Origin of the sequence: Pseudarthrobacter raffinosi, assembly GCF_023913835.1 — a bacterium.
Taxonomy (GTDB): domain Bacteria; phylum Actinomycetota; class Actinomycetes; order Actinomycetales; family Micrococcaceae; genus Arthrobacter; species Arthrobacter raffinosi.
Window position 1 is genome coordinate 178,550 of the sequence record NZ_JAMXBG010000007.1, and the last position, 18,459, is coordinate 197,008.

The window sequence follows — 18,459 nt, forward strand, 5'->3', positions numbered from 1 at the left end:
ACTTCGCATGCCTGGAGTCCGGCTGCCCAGTCCCGGGACCGGTGCCCCTGCACCTAAACTGGACAGGTTCGCCATAACGCCCACCGTGAGGAAAGACAGCACATGGCCATTCTGAATATCCGCATCATCGGTGATCCTGTGCTCCGCACAGTGGCTGATCCCGTGACGGAATTCGGTCCTGAGCTCGCCAAGCTGGTTGCGGACATGACGGAAACCATGGAGGACGTGGATGGCGCCGGCCTCGCGGCCCCCCAGATTGGCGTCAGCCAGCGGGTCTTCACCTACCGGATTGACGGCGTGGAGGGCCACATCATCAATCCGGTCCTGGAAAACAGCGAGGACTTCCAGGCGGACCAGGTTGAGGGTTGCCTGTCCGTTCCGGGCCTGGCGTTCCCGGTCCGCCGCTTCCGCGCCACACGCGCCACCGGTGTTGACCTGAATGGGAATCCTGTCGCGGTGGAGGGGGAAGGCCTGCTGGCCCGTTGCTTCCAGCACGAGACGGACCACCTGGACGGCATCCTCTACACCGACAGGCTGGAAGGCGAGGACCGGAAAACGGCCCTGCGTTCCATCCGCAATGCCAACTATGACGCCATCACGGAACGCACGACGACGAAGCGAGCCAAGACGGTCGGGTCCAGTTTCGGGGGCTCGAGCGTTGGAGGCGCGAGCTCTGGTGGGGCCAGCTTCGGCGGCGGCGCCACCACATGAGGGTACTTTTTGCCGGCACCCCCGCCGTGGCCGTCCCGTCCCTTGATGCCCTCGTTGGGGCCGGCTTTGAGATCGTTGCCGTCCTGACCCGTCCCGACGCGCCGATAGGGCGCAAACGGGTGCTGACGCCGTCGCCCGTTGCAGCCCGCGCCGCCGAGCTGGGAATCAACATCATCCACGCCACCCGCGTGGACGAGGCCGTGACGGCGAAAATCGCCGCGGCCAAGCCGGACGTGGCCGCCATCGTGGCCTACGGCGGCCTGATTCCGCGCCCCGCCCTTGATGTTCCCCCGCATGGTTGGATCAACCTGCACTTTTCCCTGCTGCCCGCATGGCGTGGCGCTGCCCCCGTGCAGCGGTCCGTGATGGCCGGCGACGACGTCACCGGGGCAGTCACTTTCCTGTTGGAAGAAGGGCTGGACACCGGCCCGGTCTTCGGAACGCTGACCGAGGGCGTTGGCCCGGAGGACACCGCCGGAGCGCTGCTGGAGCGGCTGTCCCGCAGCGGGGCCGTGCTCCTTGCCCAGACGCTGTCCGCCGTGGAAGCCGGGAGGGCAGCTGCACAGCCGCAGGTCGGCGACGTTTCACTGGCCCCCAAGCTGACCATCGATGACGGCCGGCTCGACTGGAAGCAGCCCGCCCTGGCGATCGGCAGGCGCGCCCGCGGCGTGACTCCCGAGCCCGGCGCCTGGACCACCCTGGACGGACAGCGCGTCAAACTCGAACCTGTCCGGCTCCGGCCAAGTGACACTGACCTGCAACCCGGCGCAGTATTCCTCGACGGGAAGAGCGTCCTGGTGGGCACCGGATCCCACGCCGTGGAGCTGACGAGGATCCAGCCTTCGGGCAAAAAGATGATGGCCGCCGCCGATTGGGCGCGTGGCATGGCAACACTGGAAAGCGTGGTCTTCGAATGAGCGAATCCGGCGGTAATGCAGGCGGCACGGGCGGCAGCGGAAGCGGCGCCCCGGGCGGCGGACGCGGCAACAGCGGACGGGGCAAGGGCGGGCCGCGGGATTCCAGCCAGCGCAACGCCCAGGGCCACGAACGCAACCGCCCCTCCCAGCGGAGCTTCACCGAAAACGCTCCTGCGCAGCGGACCCGCCGGGCGGACCCCGCGCGGCTGGTGGCTTTTGAAGTCCTGCGCGCGGTAGCCGCCGAGGACGCCTACGCCAACCTGGTGCTCCCGTCCCGCATCCGCCATCACGGCCTGGACAAGCGCGACGCCGGCTTCGCCACCGAGCTCAGCTACGGGGCCCTGCGTGGCCAGGGCACGTACGATGCCATCCTGGCCCGCTGCGTTGACCGGCCGCTGGACCAGCTTGACCCTGCCATTCTCGACGCCCTGCGGATCGGCACCCATCAGCTGCTGGCCATGCGTGTCCCGGCCCACGCCGCCCTGGACCAGACCGTTGGCCTGGCCCGCGCCGTCATCGGTGCCGGCCCCTCCGCCCTGATCAATGCGGTGCTGCGGAAGGTCACGGCGCACACGCTGGAGGAATGGCTTGAGGTCCTCGTCGCCGGTGAAAGCGACGAAACCACCATCGCGTCCCTCCGCTACGCCCACCCCGAATGGATTGTCCGGGCCATGCGCCAGTCCTTGGTGGCCCACGGGCGGTCAGCCACCGAAATCAACGACCTGCTGGAAGCCGATAACGAAGCTCCGGTGGTCAACCTGGTGGCCTTGCCCGGCCTGGGCAGCCTGGATGAAGCCCTGGAGGGCGGGGCGACCCCCGGTGAACTCGTTGAAGGCTCGGCGCTCTCCAGCGGCGGAGACCTGGGCCGCCTCGCCTCCATACGGGAAGGCAGTACGCGCGTCCAGGATGTCGGCTCCCAGCTGGTGGCCCGCGCCATGGCGGCAGTGGACCTCGATCCCACCGACGGCACTGGAGCAGAACGCAGGAACGAAACCTGGCTGGACCTGTGCGCCGGCCCCGGTGGCAAGGCGGCCCTGCTGGGCGCGCTGGCCAACGCCCAGGGTGCCACGCTGCTCGCGAATGAACCGGCCCCGCACCGTGCCAAACTCGTCAGCCAGGCCCTGTCCGCCGTGCCCCGGGACGTCTGGCGCGTCCGGACCGGCGACGGCCGCGACGTGGGCACTGAGCAGCCGGAGTCCTTTGACCGTGTCCTGGTGGACGTCCCCTGCAGCGGGCTGGGTGCCCTGCGCCGCAGGCCGGAGTCCCGCTGGCGCCGCACCCCCAAGGACCTCGCGGACCTGGGGCCGCTGCAGCGCGCCCTGCTGAAATCGGCGCTGGACGCCGTCCGCCCCGGCGGAGTGGTTGCCTATGTCACCTGTTCACCCCACCCGGCCGAAACCACGGCAGTGGTCAGCGATGCCCTCCGGAAGCGGGATGACCTGGAGCTGCTGGACGCCGGTGCCGTGCTGGACAGCGTGAGCCTGACCGGGAACCTGGGCGCAGGCCACGATTCCACGGCGCAACTCTGGCCGCACATCCACAGCACCGATGCCATGTTCCTGGCCCTCATCCGGAAGAAAGCCTGACCCGTGAAAGGTTCCCCCATGCCGCAGTGCTGCATCAACCCCAGCATCCTGTCCGCCGACTTCGTCAACCTCGAAGCCGAACTGCAGCGCATCAGCAACGCTGACGCCGTGCACGTGGACGTGATGGACAACCACTTTGTCCCCAACCTCACCTTGGGCTTGCCCGTGGTCCAGCGGATCCAGGCGGTCAGCCCGGTACCGCTGGACGCCCACCTGATGATCTCCGACGCCGACCGCTGGGCGCCGGGGTTCGCCGACGCGGGCCTGGCATCCGTGACCTTCCACGCCGAGGCCTCCATTGCACCGGTCAAACTGGCCCGCGAACTGCGGGCCCGGGGCTCCAAGGCCGGCATGGCGCTGCGCCCTGCGACGGCCGTGGAACCATACCTGGACATGCTTGAGGAACTGGACATGCTCCTGATCATGACTGTGGAGCCGGGGTTCGGTGGCCAGGCGTTCCTGGACTTCACCCTGCCCAAGATCCGCAGGGCACGGGCAGCCATTGACGGCTCCGGAATCAATGTCGCTCTCCAGGTGGACGGCGGCATTACCGAGGAAACCATTTTGCGGGCGGCCGAAGCAGGCGCGAACGTCTTTGTGGCGGGTTCGGCTGTTTACGGCGCGGAGGACCCGGCTGCAGCCATTGGACGGCTCCGCGAAGCCGGCAGCATAAAGTTACGTGCTGCGTCCGCGGAATAGTCTGGGCCACCTTGTGGTTATGGCACAATAGCAACACACAATACGTGCTCCGGGGTCGGTGTAAGTCCGAACCGGCGGTGATAGTCCGCGACCCGCGAGCCGGCGCTTTCCCCTTCAGGGAAGGAACCGGCGGACGGTTGAACTGGTGAAATTCCGGTACCGACAGTTAAAGTCTGGATGAGAGAAGCACGTACAGCTGTATCTGCGGCGCCCTTTGGCGCTGCGGTCTTCTGCTGTCGTATACCCCCGGAGCCATCGCGGTTCTAGAGGGAAGGAACGACAACACACATGAACCCCTTGCGATGGCTCTTTGAAGCCAGGATTTCCCATGGTCCGGGAACCGAAGCCGCCGAACCGGTGGCTGCCCCATGACCCGGATCGAAACCGTCACGGCGTTCAGCGCCGCCGAAACCGCCGCCATGGACGCAGCGCTGGAAGCAGCCCTTCAGGGCCCGCGCGGAGCGAATCCGCTGGTGGGCGCCGTCGTCATCGATGCTGCCGGCCGCCAGCTGGTGACCGGGTATCACCGCGGCGCCGGCACACCCCACGCGGAAGCGGACGCCATCGCCCAGGCTGAGGCCGCCGGGCTGGACCTGAGCGGCTGCACGATGGTGATCACGCTGGAACCCTGTGACCACAGCGGCCGTACGGGGCCCTGCACCCAGGCGATCATTCGTGCCGGAATCACGGACGTGGTCTACGCCGTCGACGATCCGCACGACCCTGCGGCGGGCGGCGCAGCCACCCTCCGGAACGCGGGCGTCCACGTCCGCAGCGGGCTCGCGGCCAGCCAATCGTTCGAGTTGAACCGTCAGTGGTTCCTGGGAGTGGCCGCACAGCGCCCGTTCGTGACGCTGCACATCGCGCAGACCCTGGACAGCCGGATCGCCGCTGAGGATGGAACGAGCCAGTGGATCTCCTCCCCGGAGTCGCTCGCTGACAACCACGGACTGAGGCGGCGGATCGACGCCATCCTCGTCGGCACGCAGACCGTGCTCGTGGACAATCCCCGGCTGACAGCCCGCGATGCGTCCGGAGCCACAGCGGGCAAGCAACCGCTGCGGGCCGTGATGGGCCTGCGGGACATCCCGGCCGACGCCGCCGTCCGCGGTGACGACGGGAACGTGCTCCACCTGCCCACGCGGGATCCGCGGGAGGCGCTCTCGCTCCTCTACGCGGAAGGAATCCGCCACGTCATGGTGGAAGGCGGCTCACGCATCCTCAGCTCATTCCTGGCCGCCGGCCTTGTGGACGAACTCATTGTCTACCTTGCCCCCACCCTGCTGGGCTCCGGAACTCCCGCCCTCAACGGACTGGGAATCACCACGCTCGCGGATGCCCGGCACTGGGACTGGGACCCCTCCGACGGCGGCGCCGTCCTGACCCTGGGCCGGGACCTGAGGCTGCACCTCCGTCCGGTACCAACCGAAGCTCTTGAACCACACCTATCCCGCGCTGCCGCGGAACCAGCCATGGGAGGCTACTGATGTTTACCGGAATTATTGCCGAACAGGGACAGGTCCTGTCCGTGGAGCGGGACGGCGATGCCAGCGCAACGCTCCGCCTGCGGGCGCCCGGCACTACCGAAGGGCTCGGACTGGGCGGGTCCATCGCCGTCAACGGGGTCTGCCTGACGGCCACCGCCATCGAGGGCAAAGAGTTCAGCGTTGATGTGATGGGCGAAACCCTCGTCCGCAGCACCATCGGCGAACTTGCCGCCGGTGACTCGGTGAACCTTGAGCGCTGTGTCCCTGCCGGCGGCCGGCTGGACGGCCACGTCGTCCAGGGCCACGTCGACGGCGTCGGGCAGCTGCTGGAGCGCGAGGCGCTCGGCAACTGGGAACGCCTCCGGTTCGGTGTGCCGGCCAACCTCGCCCGCTACATCGCGGAGAAGGGCTCCATAGCGATCGACGGCGTCTCGCTCACCGTCACTGCGGTCAGCCCCGCCGCGGAGCCGGAGCCCTGGTTCGAAGTGGGGCTGATCCCCACCACCTTGGCCGAGACCGGCCTGGGGGCCAAGGTGACCGGCAGCAGGGTCAACCTTGAAGTGGACGTGCTCGCCAAATACACCGAACGCCTGCTGGCATTCAGCACCGGCGCAACCACCGGGGGCAAGCGATGAACGCCGCCGTCCGGCTGGAGCCGGCCGCGTCCGCCGGCCCGGTGCCTAGTGCAACCTTCGGACTTGACCCCGTGGAAGATGCCATCCGCGCCATGGCCGCCGGCCGGCCCGTGCTGGTGGTGGACAACGAGGACCGCGAAAACGAAGGCGACATCATCTTCGCCGCACAGCATGCCACCCCTGCCCTCATGGGATGGACCATCCGCTACAGCTCCGGCGTCATCTGCGTCCCCTTGAGCGGGGAGCGCGCCGAGGCCCTGGCACTGCCGCCGATGGTGGCAGTGAACGAGGACGCGAAGGGCACCGCGTACACCGTTTCCTGCGACGCGGCGGTGGGTGTCAGCACCGGAATCTCCGCCACGGACCGGGCCCTCACGGCCCGCGTCCTCGCAGACCCCGGCGCCGGACCGGCGGCCGTGACCAGGCCCGGGCATATTTTCCCGCTCCGGGCAGTTAACGGAGGAGTGCGTGAACGCCCCGGCCACACCGAAGCGGCCGTGGACCTCTGCCGGCTCGCCGGACTGGAGCCAGTGGGCGTGATCGCCGAGGTTGTGCACGACGACGGCGAAATGATGCGGCTCGACGGGCTGCGGAGTTTCGCCGCTGAACATGGATGCCCCCTGATCTCGATTGAGGATCTGGTGGCTTACCTTGAAGCAGGGGCCGGGGCTCCCGCCGACAGTGACACCGGGCCGGACGCCCGGGCGGAGTAGAGGAGTAATGATGACGGCTTCCGGAGTATCGGACAACAGCCACCAGAACGGCCACCACCGGGGGGCGGCCGGCAATGGCCGGGCCCACCACCCCGTGAGCGGCGGTCCCATTGTGCAGCTGCCCACGGCATTTGGCGATTTCATTACCCAGGCGTGGACAGACCTGGTCACGGGCGCCGAGCACCTGGCCGTGAGCTCGCCCAACCCGCCCAGGGAGGGCGTTGCCCCGCTGGTCAGGCTACATTCGGAGTGCCTGACCGGCGACGTCTTCAGCTCCTACCGTTGTGACTGCGGCGAACAGCTGGCGTATGCCCTGGAGCTGATCAACGAGTTCGGCGGCACGTTGCTGTACCTGCGCGGGCAGGAAGGCCGGGGGATCGGGCTGGCCAACAAGATCAAGGCCTATGCCCTCCAGGAAGCGGGCTTTGACACCGTGGAGGCCAACGAGCAGCTGGGACTGCCGGTGGACGCCCGCTGCTACAAGGCGGCCGCCCAGATCCTGGCCGAGATGGGCCTCCACGAGATCCGGCTCCTGAGCAACAACCCGGACAAAAAGAACAGGCTCGCCAAAGCCGGTGTGAAGGTGGTGGAAATGGTGCCCACCGAGGTTCCGTCCCGTGACCAGAACATCCGCTACCTGCAGACCAAAAAGGACCGCATGGAGCACCGGCTGATGCTGGACACCCACGTTGTCACGGTGCCAAGCGGCGCTGCCGACGATTTCGACCACGACCAAAACTGAACGGATCAGATTCACGCATGAGCGGACACGGCGCACCAGATATTGACCTCACCACCCTCAACCCGGCGGAAACGTCGCAGCTGCGGCTGGCCATCGTGGCAGCCAGCTGGCACACCCAGATCATGGACGGACTCCTGGACGGTGCCCTGCGCGCCGCCAAGGACGCGGGCATCAGCGAACCCACCGTACTGCGCGTTCCGGGCGCCTTCGAGCTTCCCGTCGCCGCCGCGCGGCTGGCACGGCACTTTGACGCAGTGGTGGCACTCGGCGTCGTGATCCGTGGCGGCACGCCGCACTTTGAATACGTCTGCCAGGCCGCGACGTCGGGACTGACCGATGTCAGTGTCTCCACCGGCGTGCCGGTGGGCTTCGGCGTGCTGACCTGCGATACGGAGCAGCAGGGACTGGACCGCGCGGGCCTGCCGGGCTCCAGCGAGGACAAGGGCCACGAAGCCGTGACGGCAGCCTTGGCCACCGCTGTCCTCCTCAAGCAGTACACATAGCAGCGGGCGGGCTGCCGGGGGGCGGTGTGTGTTCGCTCACATCGCGCCCGTCATGCAGCGGCCCGAAAGGCGCCCCCGGGCCGGCAGCAAGTAGGCTGTAGGGCGTGAAGAATTTCGAGACGCTGTTCGCTGAACTGAGTGAGAAGGCAGCCACCCGCCCGGCAGGCTCCCGCACCGTCGCTGAATTGGAGTCCGGAGTCCACGGCATTGGCAAGAAAGTCGTGGAGGAAGCAGCCGAAGTGTGGATGGCCGCTGAGTACGAATCCGATGAGGCCACGGCCGAGGAAATCTCCCAGCTGCTCTACCACCTGCAGGTTCTGATGCTCGCTAAAGGCCTGACCCTGGAAGACGTCTACAAGCATCTGTAGCCACTGCGGCACGCGGCGGTCACCAACTGCCGGCCCGTGCCCTGCGTGGCCCGTTTGCCTGATCCACAGACCTCCTAACCAAGAAAGACCCCCCATGCTGCGAGTAGCCGTCCCCAACAAGGGCTCCCTGTCCGAAGCCGCCTCCGCCATGCTGTCCGAAGCGGGCTACCGCCAGCGCCGCGACACCCGCGAGCTGGTCATGATGGACCCGGACAACGACATCGAGTTCTTCTTCCTCCGCCCGCGCGACATCGCTGTCTACGTCGGACGCGGAACCCTCGACGTCGGCATCACCGGCCGCGACCTGCTGCTGGACGCCGAGGTGGAAGCCGAGGAACTGCTGCCCCTGGGCTTCGCTGCGTCCACGTTCCGCTTCGCCGGACCGGTGGGCGACTTCGCCACAGCAGAAGAGCTTGAAGGAAAACGCCTCGCCACCAGCTACGACGGACTGCTCCGCGGCTACCTCGCCGAGCGGGGCATCAACGCCAAGGTGGTCCGGCTCGACGGCGCCGTGGAGTCTTCAGTACGCCTCGGCGTAGCTGATGCCATCGCCGACGTCGTGGAAACGGGCAACACCCTCAAGGCCGCCGGGATGGAAATCTTCGGCGAGCCGATCCTCAAATCGGAAGCGGTCCTGATCCGCCGCACGGGCGAAGGCGGAGCCGCGAACGGCACCGCCAAGGAGATTGAAGTCCTGATCCGCCGCCTGCAGGGCGTCCTCGTGGCACGCCAGTACGTGCTCATGGACTACGACATCCGCAAGGAACTCGTGGAACAGGCCGCCGCACTGACTCCCGGCCTGGAATCACCCACCGTCTCACCGCTGCGCGACTCCGACTGGGTGGCCGTCCGGTCCATGGTTCCGAAGAAGGAAACCAACCGGATCATGGATGAGCTCTACGACCTCGGCGCCCGCGCCATCCTGGTCAGCAGCATCCACGCCTGCCGTATCTGAGCATCCCGCCCGCTTCACGCCGCGCCGCAGAACCCACCCGAGAATTCCAGGAGTCCCCATGGCTGTAGCTGTACGAGTCATCCCCTGCCTCGACGTCGACGCCGGGCGCGTTGTGAAGGGCATCAACTTCGAGGGGCTCCGCGACGCGGGTGACCCGGTGGAGCTGGCGCACCGGTACGACAATGCGGGCGCCGACGAGCTGACGTTCCTCGATGTCACGGCGTCCTCAGGCAACCGCGAAACCACCTTCGACGTGGTCCGCCGCACGGCCGAGGAGGTCTTCATCCCGCTGACCGTGGGCGGCGGTGTCCGCGGTGTTGCCGAGGTGGACAAGCTCCTGCGTTTCGGCGCGGACAAGGCTTCCATCAACACGGCTGCCGTTGCCCGGCCGGACGTCATCAACGAAATCAGCCGGCATTTCGGTTCGCAGGTGCTGGTCCTGTCCGTGGACGCCCGCCGGACCCGCCCCGGGTCCCAGCCCACGCCGTCGGGCTTTGAAGTGACCACCCACGGCGGCCGCACCGGTACAGGGATCGACGCCATCGAGTGGGCCAGGGAAGCTGCCGACCGCGGTATCGGGGAAATCCTGCTCAACTCCATCGACGCCGACGGCACCAAGGACGGCTTCGACCTGGAACTGATCCGGCTCGTCCGGGCAGCCGTGAAAGTGCCGATCATCGCCTCAGGCGGGGCCGGCGAACCGGCCCACTTCCCGCCGGCCGTCGCCGCCGGAGCGGACGCCGTGTTGGCAGCGTCGATCTTCCACTGGGGCCCGGACAACATGATGTCCCAGGTCAAGCAGGCCATCCGCGACGCAGGCTTCGAAGTCCGCTAAGTGGGATCTCGCTCCCCACCCGCCCCCTATTCTCGCAAGCTCGAACAGGGAACCCGGCGGGCGTGGGCCCAGGCTCGATCACCGATTCCGGTGGTTGAGCTTGTCGAAACCTAGAGGCCGACTTCAGCCGACTGGAGCAGGGCGACGGCGTCCGGCTGACCTTCGAAGGTGACCAGGGCGTGGCGGGTCCGGCCGTGGGCGTGCATCAGCAGTTCACCCGGCTCACCAACGATCGCCACCGAAACCGGTGCCCGCTTGGCGACGTGCCGCGGCCCGGACGGGCGCACCAGCACAATGCCAAGGTCGACGCCACGGTAAAGGATGGCTGCCCGCTTGATCAGTTCGTCCCAGAGGGCGTCCGAGTAGGCCTCGTCGAGGGCGCGCGGCGCCCAGCGGTCCACAGCCCGGCGGATGTCCTCGGTGTGGACGAAATATTCGATCAGGTTGGAGCTCTCGTCCAATGCCTTGATGTTCATGGGGGACAAAGCCGGCGGGCCACCACGGAAGGTGTTCACGAGGCCGGTGTAGTCGTCAGCGGTTTTCAGCTTCGCCGCGAGCTTGGCGGTGGCCTTGTCCGAAGCCTTGGACAGGCGCTTGATGATGAGGCCAAGCCCTACGGCAGCCTTGCGTTCGCGAAGGTAAAGGTGCGCGGCAAGGTCCCTGGTGCGCCAGCCTCTGCAGAGGGTGGGGGCATCAGGGCCGGCCGCCAGCAGGGTTTCGGCCAGGACTTCTCGGGACGGTTCGACGAAATGCATCACTTGTGAAACTAGCACGAGAGCAGGGAAGTTGGGCAGCAGAACCGCCAGCCGATAGGTGCCCTTGTTCACACACTGTTTGTATGCCCGTTGGTGCATATTAGGGGCCGCTGATGAGGCACTAGACTTGGTCTGATGTCTGAACAGCCCGCCTCCGCCCCCGTAATAGTCCCGGCCCCCACCACAAGCCCGCTTCCGCACACTGTTGCGGCCGCGCTGAAGCGCGACGGCGCCGGGCTGGTTGCAGCGGTGGTCCAGCAGTTCGACACCCACGAAGTGCTGATGCTGGGCTGGATGGACGATGAAGCCCTGCACCGCACCATGACCAGCGGCCGGGTCACCTTCTACTCCCGTTCCCGCCAGGAATACTGGCGCAAGGGGGACACCTCCGGCCACGTCCAGTGGGTCAAGTCGGTTGCCCTGGACTGCGACGGCGATGCGCTCCTGATCCGCGTGGACCAGGTCGGCGCGGCGTGCCACACCGGCACCCGGACCTGCTTCGACGGCAGGGACCTGGATGTCCAGACCGGCGAGGCACTCTGACCCACGGCCCTTGGGCGGAAGACCTGCCCGCAGACAGACACTTTTGGCAGCATAAGACTGGCGCCGTTCCACACCCGGCGACATTCACGAGGCGACACACAAGAACAGGCGGCGAAGCATAGCCATGCAGGACCTTGGAATCATCAGCCCGGGCCTCGAGGAGTTCCGCGAACTCGCCGGCAGCAGCCGGGTCATCCCCGTCACGCTCAAAGTGCTGGCGGACGCGGAGACCCCTATCGGCCTCTACCGGAAGCTGGCCCAGGGCGAGCCCGGCACGTTCCTGATGGAGTCCGCGGCGGTGGGCGGCACGTGGTCGCGGTACTCCTTTATTGGCGCGAAGTCCCGGGCAACCCTGACCACCAAGGACGGCCAGGCGCACTGGCTGGGCCAGCCCCCTGCCGGCGTGCCCCTGGACGGCAATCCCGTGGATGCCATCCGCGACACCATCGAAGCACTGCGGACCAGCAGGTTTGACGGACTGCCGCCGTTCACCTCCGGCCTAGTCGGCTTCCTGGGCTGGGAGACGGTCCGCCACTGGGAACGGCTGACCAGCCCGCCGGAGGATGATCTCCACCTGCCCGAGATGGCGCTGAACCTGGTGACGGACATGGCCGTGCACGACAACCATGACGGCACGGTGCTGCTGATCGCCAACGCCATCAACTTCGATGGCAGCAACGACCGCGTGGACGAGGCCTGGGAAGATGCCGTGGCCCGGGTCAAGGCCCTCCTGACCACGATCAGCACACCAGTGGCCCAGCCGGTTTCGGTGCTGGAACCCGCCGCCCTGGATTTCGCCTCCAGCGTCGAGGAACGGTGGGACGAACCCTCCTACCTGGCCGCCCTTGACCGCGGCAAGGAAGCCATCGTGGACGGTGAAGTGTTTCAGGTGGTGATTTCACGCCGCTTCGAAATGGAGTGCGGCGCCTCACCCCTGGACGTGTACCGCGTCCTGCGCAACACCAACCCCAGTCCGTACATGTACATCTTCAGCCTCGAGGACGCCGACGGCCGGGAGTACTCGATCGTTGGGTCCTCGCCCGAGGCCCTGGTGACGGTGACCGGCGAAGAAGTCATCACCCACCCCATTGCCGGTTCGCGGCCCCGCGGCAAGACGGTGGAGGGAGACAAAGCCCTCGCCGAGGAGCTGCTGGCCGACCAGAAGGAACGTGCCGAACACCTGATGCTCGTGGACCTCTCCCGCAACGACCTGTCCAAGGTCTGCGTGGCGGGAACCGTGGACGTCACGCAGTTCATGGAGGTGGAGCGGTTCAGCCACATCATGCATCTGGTCTCCACCGTGGTGGGCAAGCTGTCCCCGGACGCCAACGCCTACGACGTCCTGAAGGCGACCTTCCCCGCGGGCACTCTGTCCGGTGCCCCGAAGCCCCGGGCTCTGCGCCTGCTGGACGAGCTTGAACCCCACCGCCGCGGCATCTACGGCGGCGTGGTGGGTTACCTCGACTTTGCCGGCGACATGGACATGGCCATTGCCATCCGCTCGGCCCTTCTCCGCGAAGGCCGCGCCTACGTCCAGGCCGGGGGAGGCATCGTGGCGGACTCGGTGAACCCCACAGAAGCCTTGGAGACCGTGAACAAGGCGGCCGCTCCGCTCCGGGCCGTACACACCGCCGGATCGCTGCACAACATCGCGGCGGAATCGCTCCCCGGCACCTCTCACATCAGCGACGCCGGCACCGCCGGGGAAAGCCAGGCCGCCGAATGACGGCGGCCTGGGCCAGGAAGTCCACACTGGTACTGCTGATCGCCGTCCTTGCGCTGGCCGTCTTCGGGACCACCACCCAGACCTGGATCACCGTCACCCTGGACGCCAATCAGGTGGGCCAGGCGGCAGGGGACCAGAACACCCTTCCGGTCCAGGGCAGCAAGGCCGCCACCACGGTGACAGCCCTGGCCTTGGTGGCCCTGGCGGGCGGACTGGCAGCGTCCATCGCCGGAAAGTTCGCGCGGTGGGTCATCACCGCCATCATCTTGTTGGCCTCCGTGGGCATCATTGCCGCGGCCGCCACGGTGCTGGCTGACCCGCTGGGCGCCGCGCAGGGCTCCATCGCCGCTGCCACCGGGGTCACCGGCGGGAACGCGGAAGTGGCTGCTACCGCATTCCCGGTCCTCGCCGTCGTCGCCGGTGCCCTGCTGGCGCTGGCGGCGTTGCTGATCATCCCCGCTGGCCGGCACTGGAAGTCGCGGACCAAATATGACGCAGCCACATACGGGGGGCCCGCCGGCAGTACGGCGGCCGCCACCGGTCCCGTGGACGAGATCGACAGCTGGGACCGGCTCTCGCGCGGCGACGATCCCACCTGAACCCCCGCTCGCAGCCAAACCCGAGCAGCCCGCTAAAACCTGAGCCCGGTCTGCCGATGGGCAGGTCACGGCCAAAAAATGGCAGAATGTAAGCAGTATTCATCCCGAGGAGATTCACATGAGCAAAGCACCCGCTTCCGTATCGAAATCAGGCACCCGGACCGTTGCCCCCGGCGTCGTTGACCACAGCCAGGAACTTGGCCACGGCAACAGCCCGGCGGCCTGGACCTGCGTGATCGTTATGCTGGTCGGCGCGCTCATCGCGTCCATCGCCTTTGTCATCGCCAACACCCCCATCTTCATCGCCGGCGCAGCCGTGATGGTCCTCGGCCTAGTCCTTGGCTACATCATGCGCAAGGCGGGCTACGGCGTCGAAGGCAGCAAGCTGAAGAGCTCCGGCCACTGATGGCGACTGTTCTCGACGACATCAATGCCGGTGTCTGGGAGGATATGGAGGCCAGGAAGCGCCTCGTTTCGCTGGCGGAACTGAAGGACCTGGCCGCGGCGGCGGCACCCGCCCGGGACGCCTGGTCGGCCCTCGGCGGCACCGCGGTGCAGCGGGACCAGTTCAAGGTCATCGCGGAAATCAAGCGGCGCAGCCCGTCCAAGGGCGACCTCGCCAGCATCGTGGATCCGGCAGCGCTGGCAGAGCAGTATGCCGACGGCGGCGCAGCCGTGATCAGCGTCCTCACCGAACAGCGGCGCTTCAACGGCTCCCTCGCGGACCTGGACGCCGTCCGTGCCCGCGTGGACGTTCCGCTGCTCCGCAAGGATTTCACCCTCGATGAGTACCAGATCTGGGAGGCCCGCGCCCACGGCGCGGACCTGATCCTGCTCATCGTGGCGTCGCTCTCCGACAGCCAGCTCCGGGAGTTCAGCGCCCTCAGCCGCGAACTCGGCATGAACGTGCTTGTGGAGACGCACACCGAAGAGGAGATCGAACGTGCAGTGGCGGCTGAGGCGCGCATCATCGGCGTCAACGTGCGCAACCTGAAGACGCTCGACGTCGACCGTTCAGTTTTCGCCTCCCTCGCCGGACTGATTCCGACCCAAGCACTGGTCATCGCCGAATCCGGTGTGCGCGGCGTGGACGACGTGACGCATTACGCCGCCAACGGCGCCAACGCCATCCTGGTGGGCGAGGCACTGGTCAGCGACGCAACGCCGCGTGAGCGGATCGCCGAATTCACGGCGGCCGGCGCTGCCGCCATCGCCGCCCGGGCCTAGTCCGGGCACCCGCCGGGCCTGGCGCCGGCGGCACAACACTTCCGAACGACCAACTTGAACAGGACGGTGAGACTGATGGTTGACGCACCCTCAGAAAACGCTGACAACAACGCTGCGGACGCTTTCCTGCAGGGCGGCTCCCTCAAGCACGCCCCGGGGCCATACTTCGGCGGCTACGGCGGGCGTTGGATGCCTGAATCGCTGATCGCCGCCCTGGACGAGCTCGAAGACACCTTTGAAAAGGCCAAGGCAGATCCCGAATTCCTGGCCCAGCTCTCCGATCTGAACAAGAACTACTCCGGCCGTCCCTCGCTGCTGACCGAAGCCAAGCGGTTCTCCGAGCACGCCGGCGGCGCCCGGATTTTCCTCAAGCGCGAGGACCTCAACCACACCGGATCCCACAAGATCAACAACGTCCTGGGCCAGGCCCTGCTGGCCAAGCGCATGGGCAAAACCCGCGTGATCGCCGAGACCGGCGCCGGGCAGCACGGCGTTGCCAGCGCCACCGCCGCCGCGCTCCTCGGCCTGGAATGCGTTGTCTACATGGGCGCCGAAGACTGTCGCCGGCAGGCACTGAATGTCGCCCGGATGCAGCTGCTCGGCGCCACCGTGGTGCCCGTGGTGAATGGTTCCCAGACCCTCAAGGACGCCATCAACGACGCCCTCCGGGACTGGGTCAGCAACGTCGACAACACGCACTACCTATTGGGCACCGCTGCCGGGGCGCACCCGTTCCCGGCCATGGTCCGCTTCTTCCACGAGGTCATCGGCGAGGAAGCCCGCGCCCAGATCCTGGAGCAGACCGGCAAACTGCCCGACGCCGTCTGCGCCTGCATCGGCGGCGGTTCGAACGCGATCGGCATCTTCCACGGATTCCTGGATGATCCGTCCGTGAAGATCTACGGCTTTGAAGCCGGCGGCGACGGCGTGGAAACCGGCCGGCACGCAGCCACCATCACCCTTGGCAAGCCGGGCGTCCTGCACGGCGCACGTTCCTACCTCATGCAGGACGACGACGGGCAGACCATCGAGTCGCACTCGATTTCCGCAGGCCTGGACTACCCGGGCGTTGGCCCGGAGCACGCCTACCTGGCCGACATCGGACGCGTCAGCTATGAGCCCATCACCGACAGCGAAGCAATGGACGCGTTCAAACTGCTCTGCCGGACGGAGGGGATCATCCCCGCCATCGAATCCTCACACGCCCTCGCGGGTGCCATCAAGGTTGGGAAGCGCCTCACCGAAGGCAGTGCCGACCCGTCCGAAACGGTGGTCATTGTGAACCTTTCCGGCCGCGGCGACAAGGACGTTGAGACCGCCGCGGAATGGTTTGACATGCTCGACGAGGAGGGCAAGGTCAAGGGCACCAACCTGTCCACCCGCAAGCCCAAGGGCCCTGCCGACAGGGCGGAAACTGAAGCCGTTCCCGCCACAGCTGCTACTGCCACCAATGCTGCGGACAACAACGAGGACCAGAACTGATGACTGAACAGACGGCCAGCAAGTCCGCCGCCGCCATCGACCGTGCGCGGGACGCCGGGCGCTCAGCGCTCGTGTGCTACCTGCCTGCCGGGTACCCGGACGTCCAGGCCACTATCGACGCCGGCATTGCCATGGCGAAGAACGGTGCCGACCTGATCGAAATCGGCATTCCGTACTCGGATCCTGTTATGGACGGCCCGGTCATCCAGGCCGCTACCACCGAGGCGATCGCCAACGGATTCCGGGTCGAGAGCGTCTTTGACGTTGTCGCCGGCATCACGGCAGCCACCGACGTCGCCGTGCTGGTGATGACCTATTGGAATCCCGTGGTCCGGATGGGTGTGGACGAGTTCTCGCGCCGGCTGGCCGAGGCCGGGGGAGCAGGGCTCATCACGCCTGACCTCATCCCGGACGAAGCATCGGAATGGTTCGCCGCCTCGGACAAGTACGGACTGGACCGCGTGTTCCTCGTGGCGCCGTCCTCCACCCCGGAGCGCCTGGCCATGACGGTCAAGGCAAGCCGCGGCTTTGTGTATGCCGTCTCCATCATGGGCGTGACGGGGACCCGCCAGGCCGTCAGCAGCAGCGCGGAGAAGCTCGTGGCCGACACGCACGCCGCCGGCGCCGAACGCGTCTGCGTGGGACTCGGTGTCTCCAACGCCAGCCACGTCCGCGAGATCGCAGCATACGCAGACGGTGTCATCGTTGGCACCGCGCTTGTTGCCGCCATCCGTGACGGGGGAGTCCCCGCCGTCGCCGACCTCACCCGGGACCTGAGCGCCGGACTCGTCAGGGAAGAAGCCTAACCACCATGCAGATCCTCCTTCAGGCCGCCGCCCTGGTGCCGGCCAGCATCCCCAGCCCGGACTGGTCCGGCTTCGACATCCCGCTGCCGTGGGGGACTCTGCGGATCCACGCCTATGCCCTGTGCATCCTCGCCGGGATCATCGTGGGCCTGTGGCTCACGTCCGTCAGGTGGGCCCGCCGCGGCGCGCCCGAAGGCAGCGTCTGGGACATCGTCATCTGGGCGATTCCCTTCGGCATCATCGGCGGCCGGCTCTACCACGTGGTTTCGTCCCCGGACGCCTACTTCGGGCCCGGCTTCGACGGGACCGGGGACCTGTGGCTCATCCCGCAGATCCAGCGTGGCGGACTGGGCATCTGGGGTGCCGTGGTTCTGGGCGTCCTGGGCGCCTGGATCGGCTGCCGCCGGTCCGGCGTGAAACTCACCGCCTTCCTGGACGCCGCGGCGCCCGGACTGCTGCTGGCCCAGGCCGTTGGCCGCTGGGGAAACTACTTCAACCAGGAACTCTTCGGCGGGCCCACCACCCTGCCTTGGGGCCTGCAGATTGATGCGGATAATCCCAACTTCCCGGCCGGAGTGCCGGTGGATACCCTTTTCCACCCCACGTTTCTTTATGAGTCACTCTGGAACATCGCCGGTGTGCTCATCCTGCTTGCACTCGACCGCCGATTCCACTTCCGCCGTGCCCGGCTCTTCTGGCTCTACGCCATGTACTACACCCTGGGCCGGGTCTGGATCGAAGCGATGCGGATCGACGACGCCGAACAGATCAACCTGTTCGGGATCACCACCAGGCTCAACGTCTGGACCAGCATCTTTGTCTTTGTGGCAGCACTCATCGTGTTCGTCCTCCTGGGATTGAAGGGCCGCCCGGAACCGGACACTCCCTTCCTGGCGGGCCGCGAGCCGGCAGCAGTCGAGGACGTGGACGCTGCGGGGGAAGAAGAGGCACCGGTCCGCGATGCGGACTCTTCTGTCTCGGATAGTGAATCGCGTGATAATCTCCCACATAACCAAAATGGTGCCCGGATCCCTTCCACCCCAACGGAAGAGGAACCGGCATTCCGGGACGGCGACAAGCCCGTAACGGAGTCGCCGGTAACCGGAAGTTCCCGCCACAAGGCAACGGAATCCGCGCCGGAGGCTGGCACGAACAAGTAGGACGCCAGCA

21 protein-coding genes and 1 riboswitch are annotated in these 18,459 nt (G+C 67.1%); of the genes, 20 read left to right on the forward strand and 1 reads right to left on the reverse strand.

The annotated features are described in order from the left end of the window. Positions 1-102: 102 nt before the first annotated feature. From def to hisF, 12 genes are all read left to right on the forward strand, one after another. On the forward strand, positions 103-711 hold the full coding sequence (gene def / locus NG697_RS09330) for a peptide deformylase (protein WP_252614052.1): 609 nt from the start codon (positions 103-105) through the stop codon (positions 709-711). Further along, positions 708-1,628, forward strand: coding sequence for a methionyl-tRNA formyltransferase (fmt, locus tag NG697_RS09335; protein WP_252614053.1), 921 nt, complete (start codon positions 708-710; stop codon positions 1,626-1,628). Before def ends, fmt begins: the two co-directional genes overlap by 4 nt. Continuing rightward, positions 1,625-3,214, forward strand: a complete 1,590-nt coding sequence (locus NG697_RS09340; RefSeq protein WP_252600209.1) for an RsmB/NOP family class I SAM-dependent RNA methyltransferase — start codon at positions 1,625-1,627, stop codon at positions 3,212-3,214. Before fmt ends, NG697_RS09340 begins: the two co-directional genes overlap by 4 nt. Before the next feature lie 18 nt (positions 3,215-3,232). Then, on the forward strand, positions 3,233-3,913 hold the full coding sequence (rpe, locus tag NG697_RS09345) for a ribulose-phosphate 3-epimerase (protein WP_252600235.1): 681 nt from the start codon (positions 3,233-3,235) through the stop codon (positions 3,911-3,913). A gap of 40 nt (positions 3,914-3,953) precedes the next feature. Next, a riboswitch (FMN riboswitch) is annotated at positions 3,954-4,107 on the forward strand. A gap of 174 nt (positions 4,108-4,281) precedes the next feature. Next, the gene (gene ribD, locus NG697_RS09350; protein ID WP_252600210.1) at positions 4,282-5,400 is read left to right on the forward strand and encodes a bifunctional diaminohydroxyphosphoribosylaminopyrimidine deaminase/5-amino-6-(5-phosphoribosylamino)uracil reductase RibD; all 1,119 of its coding nucleotides are present in this window, start codon (positions 4,282-4,284) and stop codon (positions 5,398-5,400) included. Further along, positions 5,400-6,035: a riboflavin synthase gene (locus NG697_RS09355; RefSeq protein ID WP_252609180.1), complete on the forward strand. Its 636-nt coding sequence runs from the start codon at positions 5,400-5,402 to the stop codon at positions 6,033-6,035. Before ribD ends, NG697_RS09355 begins: the two co-directional genes overlap by 1 nt. Further along, on the forward strand, positions 6,032-6,748 hold the full coding sequence (ribB, locus tag NG697_RS09360; protein ID WP_252609182.1) for a 3,4-dihydroxy-2-butanone-4-phosphate synthase: 717 nt from the start codon (positions 6,032-6,034) through the stop codon (positions 6,746-6,748). The genes NG697_RS09355 and ribB overlap by 4 nt, the downstream gene beginning before the upstream one ends. A 10-nt stretch (positions 6,749-6,758) precedes the next feature. After that, positions 6,759-7,490 carry a GTP cyclohydrolase II gene (gene ribA, locus NG697_RS09365; protein ID WP_252609206.1) on the forward strand — a complete coding sequence of 244 codons (732 nt, stop codon included), beginning with the start codon at positions 6,759-6,761 and terminating at the stop codon, positions 7,488-7,490. A 17-nt stretch (positions 7,491-7,507) separates the two neighbouring features. Then, positions 7,508-7,993 (forward strand): 6,7-dimethyl-8-ribityllumazine synthase, encoded by a 486-nt coding sequence (ribH, locus tag NG697_RS09370; protein WP_252600213.1) that lies wholly within the window; start codon positions 7,508-7,510, stop codon positions 7,991-7,993. 104 nt (positions 7,994-8,097) lie between these two features. After that, a complete protein-coding gene (locus NG697_RS09375) occupies positions 8,098-8,361 on the forward strand; it encodes a phosphoribosyl-ATP diphosphatase (protein WP_056345618.1) in 264 nt (87 codons plus the stop codon). Between the two features lie 94 nt (positions 8,362-8,455). Next, positions 8,456-9,316, forward strand: a complete 861-nt coding sequence (gene hisG / locus NG697_RS09380; protein ID WP_248761504.1) for an ATP phosphoribosyltransferase — start codon at positions 8,456-8,458, stop codon at positions 9,314-9,316. A gap of 58 nt (positions 9,317-9,374) precedes the next feature. Continuing rightward, positions 9,375-10,151, forward strand: a complete 777-nt coding sequence (hisF, locus tag NG697_RS09385) for an imidazole glycerol phosphate synthase subunit HisF (protein WP_141140182.1) — start codon at positions 9,375-9,377, stop codon at positions 10,149-10,151. A gap of 110 nt (positions 10,152-10,261) precedes the next feature. On the opposite strand, the gene NG697_RS09390 is transcribed toward hisF, so the two are convergent. After that, positions 10,262-10,906, reverse strand: a complete 645-nt coding sequence (locus NG697_RS09390; protein WP_058932697.1) for a TIGR03085 family metal-binding protein — start codon at positions 10,904-10,906, stop codon at positions 10,262-10,264. 135 nt (positions 10,907-11,041) lie between these two features. Here NG697_RS09390 and hisI point away from each other — a divergent pair, with 135 nt between their 5' ends. From hisI to lgt, 8 genes are all read left to right on the forward strand, one after another. Then, a complete protein-coding gene (gene hisI / locus NG697_RS09395) occupies positions 11,042-11,449 on the forward strand; it encodes a phosphoribosyl-AMP cyclohydrolase (protein WP_252600214.1) in 408 nt (135 codons plus the stop codon). A gap of 124 nt (positions 11,450-11,573) precedes the next feature. Further along, positions 11,574-13,175 (forward strand): anthranilate synthase component I, encoded by a 1,602-nt coding sequence (locus NG697_RS09400; protein ID WP_252609186.1) that lies wholly within the window; start codon positions 11,574-11,576, stop codon positions 13,173-13,175. Beyond that, entirely contained in the window at positions 13,172-13,774 is a 603-nt protein-coding gene (locus tag NG697_RS09405; protein WP_252600216.1) for a Trp biosynthesis-associated membrane protein, read from the forward strand. Before NG697_RS09400 ends, NG697_RS09405 begins: the two co-directional genes overlap by 4 nt. Before the next feature lie 118 nt (positions 13,775-13,892). After that, entirely contained in the window at positions 13,893-14,180 is a 288-nt protein-coding gene (locus tag NG697_RS09410; protein ID WP_252600217.1) for an HGxxPAAW family protein, read from the forward strand. Next, a complete protein-coding gene (gene trpC / locus NG697_RS09415; RefSeq protein ID WP_252600218.1) occupies positions 14,180-15,001 on the forward strand; it encodes an indole-3-glycerol phosphate synthase TrpC in 822 nt (273 codons plus the stop codon). The genes NG697_RS09410 and trpC overlap by 1 nt, the downstream gene beginning before the upstream one ends. A 75-nt stretch (positions 15,002-15,076) precedes the next feature. Then, positions 15,077-16,483: a tryptophan synthase subunit beta gene (trpB, locus tag NG697_RS09420; RefSeq protein ID WP_252600219.1), complete on the forward strand. Its 1,407-nt coding sequence runs from the start codon at positions 15,077-15,079 to the stop codon at positions 16,481-16,483. After that, entirely contained in the window at positions 16,483-17,289 is an 807-nt protein-coding gene (trpA, locus tag NG697_RS09425) for a tryptophan synthase subunit alpha (protein WP_056345641.1), read from the forward strand. The genes trpB and trpA overlap by 1 nt, the downstream gene beginning before the upstream one ends. 5 nt (positions 17,290-17,294) lie before the next feature. Next, positions 17,295-18,449 carry a prolipoprotein diacylglyceryl transferase gene (gene lgt, locus NG697_RS09430; RefSeq protein ID WP_252600220.1) on the forward strand — a complete coding sequence of 385 codons (1,155 nt, stop codon included), beginning with the start codon at positions 17,295-17,297 and terminating at the stop codon, positions 18,447-18,449. Positions 18,450-18,459 lie beyond the last annotated feature (10 nt).